This is a genomic window from Streptomyces mutomycini (assembly GCF_001700505.1).
GTDB lineage: Bacteria > Actinomycetota > Actinomycetes > Streptomycetales > Streptomycetaceae > Streptomyces > Streptomyces mutomycini.
Map to the genome: position 1 here is coordinate 18639 of NZ_MAPV01000099.1, position 11858 is coordinate 30496.

An 11858-nucleotide genomic window follows, 5' to 3' on the forward strand; every position below is an offset into this window, starting at 1 on the left:
CACGCGTCCTCGCGAAGTCGCGTCAACGTCCCACCACAAAGGCCCCTTTCGGGGCGATGCACGAGTCCTCCACAAGCGCCAGAGGCACCTCACGAAAACCATAAAAAGGAACATAATGAGCGAACTCCGGATGCCCGCCCACTGGATGACCGAATCGACCCCGCCGCCGCACGCCGCCCCGTGCTGCGGCACGTGAGCCTGCCGCAGCGGACAGCTCCGCGATTGCGGAGAGTGAAGTTTTCAACCCTGAGGCGGAGCACCCCCCGGACGGCCGCCGCCGCGCTCTCCGGGATGATGCGACCGCCGGGCAGTCGCGGTACCGACGGAGGGACGCGGGAGCGGACACGCCGGGGCGGCCATGCTCCGCGGGCCGGCCGAACTCCACCTGGACCGGCCCGGACCTGCCACTCTCCGGGAACCGGCACGCCTCATGGGTGCACCCTTGAGCGAACCGCACAACTGTGCCGCACTCCTCACCGGCCCGGCATGGCCGAACTCACAATGCCCTGGCTCCCCGGGCCATTTCGAGTGACCGGCGGGCCTCCGGCGCACCGGAGCGTGACACCGGCACACACGGAGAGTAGGAGACGGACGGTCAATTCCCCGCGGTCGAGTGATCCGTGTCACCCGTGCGACGACGCCGCGCGCACGTCTTCTAGGGTGGGGCGCAGTGACTTCCTTCGACTCCTCCCCCACGATCACCGCATGGCGCGCTCTGCTCGCCATCGCGGTCGTGTTCGTGATGCTGGCGACCACCGGATGGACCGCCGTGCGTCATCAGCACGCCGCCGCGCCGCGCGAGACCGCGCTCGCTTCCTGGGCGAAGGACCGTATAGCTGGTCACACCCTTCCTGATGTGAGCGCCCCGGCGAACCGCCTGGCGCACTTCTTCGCGACGCTCACGGCGGGCCAGCAGGTCGCTCTGGCCGACAAGTACCCGCTGGTGGTGGGGAATCTGAACGGCGCACCGGTCGCCCTGCGCTACAGAGCCAACCGCCATGCCCTGGAGCATGCGGAATCGGCCGAGGAACAGCGGACTCAGGACACGCGGCTCTCTCCGGACGGGCGCCATCAGGCCCTGCTGCGGCTGGGCCGTTTCCGTTCCCTGCTCGCCGGTGACCGGCAGATCCTCACCTTCGACCCGTCGGGCCGCGGCCGGGCCGCCGAGGTCTTCGGCGACCTCGACCGGGCCGAGCGTGTCTCCGTCGTCGTGCCCGGGGTCGACACGAATCTTCTGACGCTGGAGCGCACCGGCACCAAGAAGAACGCCGCGCCCGTGGGCATGGCGCAGTCGCTGTACGGCGCAGAGCGCTCGGCCCGCCCCGGTTCGCGTACGGCGGTCATCGCGTGGGCCGACTACACGGCGCCCGCCGGCATCGGCATGGACGCCGCGCTGGGCGGGCTCGCGACGCAAGGCGCGCTGCGGCTCAACGCCCTCGTCCAGGCGCTGCCCGGCGCCTCGGACGTCTCGCTGTTCTGCCACAGCTACGGATCCGTGCTGTGCGGCGTGGCCGCGCACGAGCTGCCCTCCAGGGTGTCCGACATCGTGGTCGCGGGCAGTCCCGGGATGCGTGCGGACAGCGCCGAAGGCCTGCACACCCGGGCCAGGGTGTGGGCGATGCGGGACGGCGACGACTGGATCGAGGACGTACCGAACATGGCGGTCGGCGGGCTCGGACACGGCGCCGACCCGGTCGACCCGTCCTTCGGCGCACGGATCGTGTCGGCGAACGGTGCGATCGGGCACAGCGGCTATTTCGAGCCGGGCACGGAGAGCCTCAGCAATTTCGCCGCAATCGGCGTCGGCGCCTACGACTCGGTCAGCTGCGCGAGCGCCGACGACGCGTGCCACCGGGAGATCTCCGGCGAGTCGGAGGCCTGACGCGCGTAGAAGAACGTCCGAGCGCGTGGAGAGCGGCGAACGGCCTGCCCGATTTCGCCTGTACCGAAGGGGGACGTGCGGGCCCGTGCCACATACGATGAGGCACATGGGTGATGTGCTGGCCGGAATTCATGCCACCTGGGAGTTCGACACCGACTCCGTGCTCATCCGCTTCGAACGGGGAATCCGTACGCCGAGGCTCTTCCAGAGCCTGCGCGAACGCCGCATACCGTACGCGGCGTTGGCCTCGGTGACGCTGACCCCGGGCAAGCGGGGCACGGTGGTCCTGCACGCGGTGCCGAGGCCCGGTGCCGATCCGTTGCTGCAGGCCGCGGCCGGGCAGCTGAAGGAGAGCAGCGACCCCTACCGTCTGGTGCTGCCCGCCGAACGCGAGACGCTCGCCGAGTACTACGCCGACGAGCTGCGCGCCGTGCTCGGTCCCGAGGCGTCCCTGCCTGCCGATGCCTTCCTGGTGGCGGCCCCCGAGGCGCCGATGCACTTCAAGGCGTACGACGGCCGGGCCGCCTTCGACGGGGAACTGGTCTCCTTCCGGTGGTTCTGGACGGGTGCGTCGAGCGCCAAGTGGAAGGCGGGCGACCAGACGTTCCCCGTGGCGGACCTGGGCGGGATCGAGTGGCGTTCTCCCGAGGCGTTCGAGGGGTACCTCCGGCTGGTGCCGCGCGGCGCCGACACGGGCGGCCCGGGACCGGACCCTGCCCCGAGTCCGGGAGAGCCGTCCGTGGGCCAGACCCAGCCGGACCAGGACCCCGCCTCCGTCGTCTTCGGCCTCGGCTACGGGCCGGTGCACGAGTCACTGCCCTTCGCCGCGGCGGTCCTGGAGTCCGTACGCCGGACGCAGTCGGTGCCCGTCACCACAGCGCCCGTCCCGGTGGGCGGCGCGAGGCGTGATCCGGCGGACATCGCCGTGCGGATGCACCACCTCGGGGACCTGCACCGGGCGGGTCTGGTGACGGACGCGGAGTACAGCGCGAAGAAGGCGGAGCTGCTCGCCGAGCTGTAGGCGTGACCAGGGGCGCACACCGGACGCGTCCTGGCGGCCCGGCGGCCCCGCACCCCTACTCCGGTACGGGGCGGGGGCCCGCGATCGGGCCTCGGGTATGACGCCGCCCGGCACCCCGCGCGCCTACGCTGACCCGACCATGCCTCCCTCTCCCGCCGGTTCCCCGCCCGCCGACGGCCTGCTGAGCGCCGCACGCCGCAATCTGCGCGAGCTGACCCACGGGCTGTCCCACGCGTCCCATCCGCCGACCCCGCTGCTCGCCGGTTCGCCGCACCGGTGGCTGCGGCTGCTGCCCTACGCGGTCGTGCTCGCCCTCGCGGCAGTCTTCATCCCCGTCACGGTCCAGGTGCTGACCGGCGACTACGGAGTGCCCGGCGGGCTGGCCGGCGCCCTCGCCGTCGGACAGGCGGCGCCCCTGCTGATGCTGGCGCACCGGCCGCTGCAGGCCTGGTGGATCGTCTTCACCGCCGACATCGTGGGCGCCCTGGTGCTGCTGGGGCAGGGGATGCGGCCTGACACCATCTGGCCGTGGACCCCGCCGGTCATGATCGGATACCTCTTCGTACTGCTGGCCCTCGGCCTGCGCGAGAGCAGGCGGACCGTGGTCGGGGTCTGGCTGCTGACGGGATCGGCCGGGCTGCTGCTCCACCTGTCGGCGCCCTCCCACAGTGACGGTGGCGCGCTTCTGCTGTTCGTCCTCGGCGGGGTGGTGCTGGTGATCGGCGCCGCCGTACGGGAGCGGAGCGAGGCTCAGCGCAGGCTCGTCGAGCAGGAGACGATCAGCGAGGCCGAGCGGGCGCAGCGGACGCTGCTGGAGGAACGCACCCGGATCGCCCGCGAACTCCACGACGTGGTCGCCCACCACATGTCGGTGATCACCGTCCAGGCGGACTCGGCTCCCTACCGGATCGGCCAGATGTCCGACGAGGTACGGGCGGAGTTCGCGTCGATCGCGGCCGGCGCCCGGGAGTCCCTCACGGAGATGCGGCGGCTGCTGTCGGTGCTGCGCAGTGACGGCAGCCGGGGCGAACTGGCCCCGCAGCCAGGTCTGGACCGGGTTCAGCAGCTGGTGGAGGCGACGGTGCGCGCCGGGCTCCCGGCCGAGCTGTCGATGGCGGCGGACGTGGCGGAGGTGGTGGAGCGGGGCGGGATACCGCAGGCGGTGGATCTGTCGGCGTACCGCATCGTGCAGGAGTCTCTTGCCAACGTGGTCCGGCACGCGCCGGGGGCGGGGACCCGGGTGTCGGTCACGGCACAGGACGGCCATCTGACCGTGCTGGTCGTCAACGGCCGTGCGCCGCGCCCCGGTTCGCCGCTGGAGGCGTCGGGGACCGGACACGGGCTGGTCGGCATGCGGGAACGCGTACGGTTGACCGGCGGCACACTCGACACCGGCCCGCTGCCGGACGGTGGCTTCCGGGTGGCCGCGCGGCTCCCGCTGCCGCCGAACCGGCCGCCCTCGGCACCCGTGACTCCGGAGGAACCGTGACCATCCGTGTGATCATCGTCGACGACCAGGCCATGGTGCGGGCCGGGTTCGCCGCGCTGCTGACGGCGCAGAGCGATATCGACGTGGTGGGCGAGGCCCCGGACGGGCGCAGGGGTGTCGAGGTCAGCAGGACGGTGCATCCGGATGTCGTCCTGATGGACGTCCGGATGCCCGAGATGGACGGACTGGCCGCCGCCCGCGAGCTGTTGACCCCGCCGGCGGGCGTCGTCCACCGGCCGAAGGTCCTGATGCTCACCACCTTCGACGTCGACGACTACGTCTACGAGGCGCTGCGCGCCGGCGCGTCCGGGTTCCTCCTGAAGGACGCGCCGCCGGCGGACCTGATCTCGGCGGTGCGGGTCGTGGCCGCCGGGGACGCCCTGCTCGCCCCGTCCGTGACGAGGCGGCTCATCGCGGACTTCGCGCGTCAGCGCCCCGGGGCCGCACCGGCAGGCGGACCCGCGCTGAGACTGAACGGCCTGACTCCCCGGGAGAGGGAGGTCCTGGAGCTGATCGCCCGGGGTCTGTCGAACCAGGAGATCGCGGCACGGCTGGTGCTGGCCGAGCAGACGGTGAAGACGCACATCGGCCGGGTGCTGGCCAAGCTCGGTCTGCGGGACCGGGCGCAGGCGGTGATCTTCGCGTACGAGTCGGGGCTGGTCGCTCCGGGGGACGCGTAGCTTCGCGGTATCCCCCCGGCGCCGTGTGGGGCTGTCCCCCCGTACGCCCCCTACTCCGGTAGCACCGGACAGTTGGCTCCGTGGGTTGACGCCCTGTCACCCGTCGTCCTCCTAGCTTCCTCCCCTGCACACCGAACGGTGTGCGCACGCCGTAGGGGGAGGACACGATGCGCCGGTTCACGAGGACACTGGCCGCGGTCGCACTGGCGACGACCGTGGTGGCGGGCACAGCCGGCTGGGCGTCCGGGGGCACCCAGCGGGCGGTGACGGGGCCGCCGCCCGGCAGCACCGCGTGGCGTGCCGACGGGGTCCTGGGGCGGGAGCTGCCCGACCCCGCCCGCGCAAGCCCGCAACAAGTGCATGCTTTCTTCCGGGGGTTGAGCGCGGCAGAAAAGCAGGAGCTGCTCGAGCGGCACCCGCTGGTGGTCGGCAATCTGGACGGGGCGCCCCTGGAGCTCCGCTACCGCGCCAACGCCCGTGCCCTGCAAGCCTCTCGCGATCCCCGCTACACCCGTCTCGCCGCACCCGGCCGGCAGGTCCTGGCGTTCGATCCGCGAGGCCGCGGCCAGGTCGCCGAGGTGTTCGGGGACCTGCGCTCCGCACGTCATGTTTCCGTCGTCGTACCCGGGTCGGACGTCGACGCCGGGACCTTCGACCGGCGCGGCGACGTGTACGGCACCCCGGCGGGCATGGCGAAGTCGCTGTACGCCGGGACGGGCCCGGGCAGCGCGGTGATCGCCTGGGCCGGTTACACCACCCCGGTCGGCGTCGGCCTGGACGCGGCGACCGGCGATCTGGCCGAGGCGGGGGCCGAGCGGCTGGCCCGCTTCACGGCGGGACTGGCGGCCGACGGGCTGCCCGCGCCCGTCGTGTTCTGCCACAGCTACGGCTCGGTGGTGTGCGGGCTCGCGGCGTCGGGGCTCGGCGCCACGGATCTGGTCGTGCTCGGCTCCCCCGGGATGCGCGCCGACGACGTGGACGACCTGCACACAGGCGCGCGTGTCTGGGCGGCCAAGGGCGACAGCGACTGGATCGACGGCGTACCGCATGTCGAGGTGGCGGGTCTCGGGCACGGCGCCGACCCGGCCGACGAGGAGTTCGGGGCGCGACGGGTGCCCGCCGAGGACGCCGAGGGCCACACCGGGTACTTCGCTCCCGGCACCGACTCGCTCCGGGCCTTCGCCGCCATCGCCGAGGGGGTCTCCCGATGAGTGTGCGTCAGCTGGTCTCCCGCATCGACGCGGGCACCCCCGCCCACCGCGACCGTGCGGTCGACGGGCTGCGCGCCCTCGCGCTGATGGCCGTACCCGCCGGTCACTGGCTGCTCGGCGGATTCACCCTGGACGGCGACGGCGCCCTGCACAACGCCAGCCCGCTCTCGGCGTTCGCCGTGTTCTCCCCGGTGAGCTGGGTGCTCCAGATGCTGGGCGTCTTCTTCCTGGTCGGCGGCTACGCCTCCGTCCTCTCCTACCACCGCAGGCCGTCCACCACCGGGGCGTGGCTGCGCGCCCGGATGGTCCGGCTCGGCAGACCGGTGCTCGGTGTGAGCGCCGTGTGGGCGCTGATGATCCCGGTGCTGTACGCCGCCGGTGTGCCCGAGGCCACCCTGCGTACGGGGGCGAAGCTGGTGATCCAGCCGCTCTGGTTCGTCGGGGTGTACGCCGTGGTCACGGCACTCGCGCCGTACTGCGTGCGTCTCGCCGGCCGGCTCGGCGGCTGGGCGGCGGCCCCGCTGATCGGCTCGGTCGCCGTGGTCGACTTCCTGCGCTACGGGCCGTACGCGGACGCCGTGCCGTCCTGGCTCGGCGTGCTGAACATCCTTCCCGGCTGGCTCTTCGCGTACCAACTCGGCGTCGCCTGGGGCGGGGGCCGCCTCCCCCGGCGCGGCGCCCGGCTCCTTCTCGTCGGCGGTACCGCGCTTTTCGCCGTGCTGCTGCTCGTCCTCCACTACCCGGCGTCGATGGTCGGCGTACCGGGCGAGGCGCGGACCAATTCGCATCCGCCGTCGCTGCTGGTTCTCGCCCTGGCCTCGGCACAGAGCGGTGCGGCGGTCCTGCTGCACGGCCGGATCGGCCGGGCGCTGCGCCGCCCCGCGCTGTGGGCGCCCGTGGTGGTGGTCAACCTGTCGGCGATGACGATCCTGTGCTGGCACCAGACGGCGATGCTGGCCGCGGCGGTCCCGGCGGCGTTCGCCGGCGTGGTTCCGGGCCTGACGACGAGCCCGGACTCGGTCGGCTGGATCCTGGCCCGGCTGGCCTGGATGCCGCTGTTCGCCGCCCTGCTCCTCCTCATCTCCCGGTACGCCCGCCGGTTCGAGGCACCCTGGGACACCGCGTCCGGCCGCTCGGGAAACGCCCGCCGGGCGGGGGCCGGGCTGCTCGCGGCGGGCTTCGCGGTCTTCGCGCTCCGGCTTGCGTGAGGGCCCGAGCAAGGGGATCCCGGTGGCCTGCGGTCTCCGGGCGGCGGTGAGCCGGTCGAGGAGTGCCTGGACCACCAGGACCTCCTCGGCCGGCGGGCATGTAGCCGGGGCCGCCTACTCGCGTGCGGTGGCCGTGTTGCTCATGTCCGGGTAACGGTCGCCGGCCACCTGGCCCGCGATGGGCTCCAGGAGCTCCAACTCCTGCTGCGTCAGCGTCAGCCGGGTCGCCTCCACGTTCTCCAGCAGGCGGCTGCGCTTACGCGTGCCGGGGATCGGCACCACGGTCAGACCGTGCACCTGTGCCCGCTGCTGCACCCAGGCCAGGGCGACCTGCGCGGCCGTCGCGCCGTGGGCGGCAGCGATCTTGTGCACCGGCTCCAGCAGGGCGGCGTTGGTCTTCGCGTTCTCGCCGGTGAAGCGCGGCTGGTGCTTGCGGAAGTCGTCCTGCGCCAGATCCTTGACCGCGTCCGCGAACGCCCCGGTCAGGAAACCCCGGCCGAGCGGGGAGTACGGCACCAGCGTCACGCCGAGCTCGACGGCGGCGGGCACGGCGCTGCGCTCCACGTCCCGGCTGAAGAGCGACCACTCGGACTGGAGGGCCGCGATCGGGTGCACGGCGTGCGCCTCGCGGAGCTCGTCCCCGGTCACCTCGCTCAGCCCGAGCTGCCTGACCTTGCCCTGCCGCACCAGTTCGGCCATCGCGCCCACCGATTCGGCGAGCGGGACGAGCGGGTCGCGGCGGTGCATGTAGTACAGGTCGATGACGTCGGTGTTCAGCCGGCGCAGGCTGCCCTCGACGGCATCGCGGATGTACGCGGGATCGTTGCGCACGCCCCGGTAGTGCTCGTCGTCGGTCCGCTCGATGGCGAACTTCGTGGCCAGCGTCAGCTCGTCGCGGTGCGCACCGACGAACGGCGCGAGGAACGCCTCGTTGGCTCCGCGCCCGTAGACGTCCGCGGTGTCGAAGAGCGTCACGCCGGCTTCGAGTGCCGCCTCCAGGGTGTCCCGGGCGGCGGCCTCGTCGGTCTCCCCGTAGAACTCGCTGATCCCCATGCAGCCGAGCCCCTGCACACCGACGCGCGGGCCTCCGGTGCCGAGCTCCGCCGTCGCGATCTTCCGGATGTCACTCATGTCGCTCAGACCCCTTCCGACGCCGCACGGGCGCCGCCATAAAAGTCGATCTTGAAGTCGAGTACGGCCAGGGTTCCCTGGAGCTCCGCGATCCGCGTCTTCACGTCTCGTCGGGTCGCCTCCAGCAACTCCTGCCGTTCCGCGAAGGTCTGATCGCCCTCGCGGAGCAGTTCGGCGTATCTGACCATGTCGGCGACCGGCATTCCGGTCAGCCTCAGCTTGCCGACGAAGGCCAGCCAGTCCAGGTCGCGGTTGCTGAACCGGCGCTGGCCCGTGTGGGAGCGGTCGACGTGCGGCATCAGCCCGATCCGCTCGTACCAGCGCAGTGTGTGGGCGGTGAGCCCGCTGTGGGCGACGACCTCGCTGATGGTGTAGCGGTCCTGGCCCTCGGGGCGCGGATGCGCCTTCGGGGCGGAAGCGCAGGTGTCCGTCCGTGCGGAAATGCTCTCCATCACCGTCATGCCTCCACGCTAGAACCTTGGAGTGCACTCCAGGCAAGCGCAAACGGGTGGCGATCCCGTTTCCGGCGCCCGATAGGCTCGTACGCATGCACAGCCTGGCGATGATCGAGAACTGGCCCGTCCCCACCGCGGCAGCCGCCGTCGTCACCTCGGACGGCACGCTCCTGGGCGCCCACGGCCCCACCGCGCACCGCTTCCCCCTGGCCTCGGTGACCAAGCCGCTGGCGGCCTACGCGGCGCTGGTGGCCTACGAGGAGGGCGCCGTCGAGCTGGACGAACCGGCCGGCCCCGAGGGCTCCACCGTCCGCCACCTCCTCGCGCACACCAGCGGCCTAGCCTTCGACGAGCACCGGGTCACGGCGCCTGCCGGCACCCGCAGGCTGTATTCCAACGCGGGCTTCGAGGTGCTCGGCGACCACATCGCGAAGGCCACGGAGATCCCCTTCCCCGAGTACGTCCGGCAGGCGGTGCTGGAACCCCTCGGCATGGCGTCGACGACCCTGGAGGGTTCGCCCGCCAAGGACGGCGTCTCGACCGTCGACGACCTGGTGCGGTTCGCCGCGGAGGTACAGGCCCCGCGCCTGCTCGACCCCCGTACGGTCCTGGAGGCGCAGACCGTCGTGCACCCCGGTCTCAAGGGCGTGCTCCCCGGCTACGGCCACCAGAACCCCAACGACTGGGGACTCGGCTTCGAGATCCGCGACTCCAAGTCGCCTCACTGGACCGGACTTTCGTCGTCCCCCGCCACCTTCGGCCACTTCGGCCAGTCCGGCACCTTCCTGTGGATCGACCCGGTGGCGGGCGCGGCCTGCGTCGCCCTGACGGACCGGGCGTTCGGCCCGTGGGCGGCCGAAGCCTGGACGCCGTTCACCGACGCGGTGCTCGCGGAGCTCTCCGCATCCCGCTGAGCGCACTCGAACCACACCGTCTTACCGCCACCGCCGGGCCGCACCTCGACGCCCCAGGCGTCGGTGACGGCATCGACCAGCGACAGCCCCCGCCCGCCCTCGTCCAGCGCGTCCCCCACGACGGGGCGGGGCAGCCGGGGCGAGGCGTCCGCGACCTCCACCCGCACCCGCCCGTCCGGGAGCAGGAAGATGAGGGTCTGGCAACGGCGGCCGGGAACGTGCCGCACGACGTTGGCGATCAGCTCGGTCAGGGCGAGCTCCGCCGCGTCCGCCACATCGAGCAGGCCCCAGCCGCTGAGGTACAGCCTCAGGATGCGGCGCAGATGACGGGCGGAGTGCTCCCCCATCGCCAGGTCGGCACGGTAGACCGCCTCCGCGTCACCGTTCCGGGTGTCGTTCACGTGATTCATGTCACCAGCGTGCAGCCGGCTGATTACCCTCGGCTACGACCTGAAACGAACGCCGTCAGGCGTTGAATGCTGGAGGCACCCCCCGTGGCCAACGTGCAGTCGCTCGACCCCAGCGCCTCCCCCCTCGACTACTACGGCTGGGAGCTGCGCCGCCAGCGGGAGGCCCACGGACTGCGGCAGGGCCAGCTCGGCGAGATCATCTTCTGCACGGGCTCGCTCATCGGCCAGATCGAGACGACGAAGAAGGTGCCGACCCGCGACTTCTCGGAGCGCCTGGACGCGGCACTCGGCACGGACGGGGTGTTCTCGCGCCTGGTCGGCCTGGTGCTGCGGAGCCAACTGCCCACCTGGTTCCAGCCGTACGCGGAGATGGAGGCCCGGGCGACGTACATCTCCACGTATCAGGCGCAGTTGGTCTACGGGCTGCTGCAGACGGAGGAGTACGCGCGGGCGCTGTTCTCCCTCGGTCACCCCGACAAGGTGGATGAACTCGTCGCAGCCCGCCTGGAGCGTCAGCGGATTCTGCAGAGCGACCGTTCGCTCGCCCTGTGGGCAGTCCTGAGCGAGGCGGCACTGCTCCAGGAAGTGGGAGGACGTGACGTCATGCGAAGGCAACTGGCACGACTGTTGGATTTCCGCCATAACCCCTGGGTGCAGATCCAGGTTCTCCCCTTCTCCGTCGGTCAACACACGGGCATGATTGGCTCGTTCAACCTGCTCAGGTTCGAGGACGACCCCGATCTCTTCTACGTGGACAGCTACGACCAGGGCCATATGACCGCCAATCCGCAGGTGATCAAGGAACGTTCGGTCGGCTACGCTCGATTGCAAGCCGCAGCCCTGTCCCCCGAGGACTCGGCGACACTGATCGCTCGTGTGATGGAGGAACGGTATGGAAACCCATGACCTGGCCGCAGCACAGTGGCGGAAGTCCTCGTTCAGCGGCCCGAACGGGGGCGATTGCGTCGAGTGCACCGTCACCGGCGGCGCCGCCTGGCGGAAGTCCTCGTACAGCGGAAACACCGGCGGCGACTGCGTCGAGGTGGCCGACGGCTGCTCCGCGTCCGTCCCCGTCCGCGACAGCAAGAACCCGGCCGGTCCCGTACTCGTCCTCGGCGCGGGCGCCTGGCAGGCCTTCGTGGACGGGCTCCGCTGACGGACAGGACAGACGTGGCCGGTTCCCCGCTGCCCCTCCTCTTCCTCGACGTCGACGGCCCGCTCATCCCGTTCGGCGCGACTCGGGAACAACGCCCGGACGGATACCCCACCTTCGGGGCGTCCGGGCCGAATCCGCTGGTCACCAGGATCGACCCTGCCCACGGACCCCGGCTGAGAGCGCTGCCGTGCGAGCCGGTCTGGGCCACGACGTGGTCGTCCGACGCGAACGAGTGCATCGCGCCGTGGCTCGGGCTGCCGGAGCTACCCGTCGTGACCTGGCCCGAGCCGTCCGACGAGGA

At 71.9% G+C, this 11858-nt stretch carries 12 protein-coding genes and 1 pseudogene; 10 read left to right on the forward strand and 3 right to left on the reverse strand.

Annotated elements, in window-relative coordinates:
• The first annotated feature begins 670 nt into the window (after positions 1–670).
• From BFF76_RS15640 to BFF76_RS15665, 6 genes are all read left to right on the forward strand, one after another.
• On the forward strand, positions 671–1882 hold the full coding sequence (locus BFF76_RS15640) for an alpha/beta hydrolase (RefSeq protein ID WP_031092591.1): 1212 nt from the start codon (positions 671–673) through the stop codon (positions 1880–1882).
• A gap of 106 nt (positions 1883–1988) precedes the next feature.
• Entirely contained in the window at positions 1989–2903 is a 915-nt protein-coding gene (locus tag BFF76_RS15645) for a DUF4429 domain-containing protein (RefSeq protein WP_031092588.1), read from the forward strand.
• A gap of 139 nt (positions 2904–3042) precedes the next feature.
• Entirely contained in the window at positions 3043–4392 is a 1350-nt protein-coding gene (locus BFF76_RS15650; protein ID WP_199831460.1) for a sensor histidine kinase, read from the forward strand.
• Entirely contained in the window at positions 4389–5072 is a 684-nt protein-coding gene (locus tag BFF76_RS15655; protein WP_031092585.1) for a response regulator, read from the forward strand. Before BFF76_RS15650 ends, BFF76_RS15655 begins: the two co-directional genes overlap by 4 nt.
• A 167-nt stretch (positions 5073–5239) precedes the next feature.
• On the forward strand, positions 5240–6283 hold the full coding sequence (locus BFF76_RS15660; protein ID WP_031092583.1) for an alpha/beta hydrolase: 1044 nt from the start codon (positions 5240–5242) through the stop codon (positions 6281–6283).
• Positions 6280–7491, forward strand: a complete 1212-nt coding sequence (locus tag BFF76_RS15665; RefSeq protein ID WP_053928510.1) for an acyltransferase family protein — start codon at positions 6280–6282, stop codon at positions 7489–7491. The genes BFF76_RS15660 and BFF76_RS15665 overlap by 4 nt, the downstream gene beginning before the upstream one ends.
• A 114-nt stretch (positions 7492–7605) precedes the next feature.
• Here the strand turns inward: BFF76_RS15665 and BFF76_RS15670 are convergent, their stop codons facing one another.
• Both BFF76_RS15670 and BFF76_RS15675 read right to left on the reverse strand, forming a co-directional pair.
• Positions 7606–8622 carry an aldo/keto reductase gene (locus tag BFF76_RS15670; protein ID WP_053928511.1) on the reverse strand — a complete coding sequence of 339 codons (1017 nt, stop codon included), beginning with the start codon at positions 8620–8622 and terminating at the stop codon, positions 7606–7608.
• 5 nt (positions 8623–8627) lie between these two features.
• On the reverse strand, positions 8628–9083 hold the full coding sequence (locus BFF76_RS15675) for a MerR family transcriptional regulator (protein WP_031092577.1): 456 nt from the start codon (positions 9081–9083) through the stop codon (positions 8628–8630).
• Positions 9084–9169: 86 nt separating this feature from the next.
• Between BFF76_RS15675 and BFF76_RS15680 the strand changes: the two genes are divergently transcribed.
• Positions 9170–9991, forward strand: coding sequence for a serine hydrolase domain-containing protein (locus BFF76_RS15680; RefSeq protein WP_031092575.1), 822 nt, complete (start codon positions 9170–9172; stop codon positions 9989–9991).
• Between the two features lie 2 nt (positions 9992–9993).
• Here the strand turns inward: BFF76_RS15680 and BFF76_RS31350 are convergent.
• Positions 9994–10401: pseudogene (locus BFF76_RS31350) on the reverse strand (ATP-binding protein); the annotation flags it as partial.
• An 84-nt stretch (positions 10402–10485) separates the two neighbouring features.
• Here BFF76_RS31350 and BFF76_RS15690 point away from each other — a divergent pair.
• The 3 genes from BFF76_RS15690 to BFF76_RS15700 form a co-directional block, all read left to right on the forward strand.
• Positions 10486–11307, forward strand: a complete 822-nt coding sequence (locus BFF76_RS15690; protein ID WP_053928694.1) for a helix-turn-helix domain-containing protein — start codon at positions 10486–10488, stop codon at positions 11305–11307.
• Positions 11294–11557, forward strand: a complete 264-nt coding sequence (locus BFF76_RS15695) for a DUF397 domain-containing protein (RefSeq protein ID WP_053928513.1) — start codon at positions 11294–11296, stop codon at positions 11555–11557. Before BFF76_RS15690 ends, BFF76_RS15695 begins: the two co-directional genes overlap by 14 nt.
• Before the next feature lie 14 nt (positions 11558–11571).
• A partial coding sequence (locus BFF76_RS15700; protein WP_478077385.1) for an HAD domain-containing protein occupies positions 11572–11858 on the forward strand: 287 nt, incomplete at its 3' end.

Excerpts from the sequence above, each read along its gene's own strand:
- BFF76_RS15645 (WP_031092588.1), top strand. The coding sequence starts at position 1,989 with ATGGGTGATGTGCTGGCCGGAATTCATGCCACCTGGGAGTTCGACACC.
- BFF76_RS15650 (WP_199831460.1), top strand. The coding sequence starts at position 3,043 with ATGCCTCCCTCTCCCGCCGGTTCCCCGCCCGCCGACGGCCTGCTGAGC.
- BFF76_RS15660 (WP_031092583.1), top strand. The coding sequence starts at position 5,240 with ATGCGCCGGTTCACGAGGACACTGGCCGCGGTCGCACTGGCGACGACC.
- BFF76_RS15665 (WP_053928510.1), top strand. The coding sequence starts at position 6,280 with ATGAGTGTGCGTCAGCTGGTCTCCCGCATCGACGCGGGCACCCCCGCC.
- BFF76_RS15670 (WP_053928511.1), bottom strand. The coding sequence starts at position 8,622 with ATGAGTGACATCCGGAAGATCGCGACGGCGGAGCTCGGCACCGGAGGC.
- BFF76_RS15675 (WP_031092577.1), bottom strand. The coding sequence starts at position 9,083 with ATGACGGTGATGGAGAGCATTTCCGCACGGACGGACACCTGCGCTTCC.
- BFF76_RS15680 (WP_031092575.1), top strand. The coding sequence starts at position 9,170 with ATGCACAGCCTGGCGATGATCGAGAACTGGCCCGTCCCCACCGCGGCA.
- BFF76_RS15695 (WP_053928513.1), top strand. The coding sequence starts at position 11,294 with ATGGAAACCCATGACCTGGCCGCAGCACAGTGGCGGAAGTCCTCGTTC.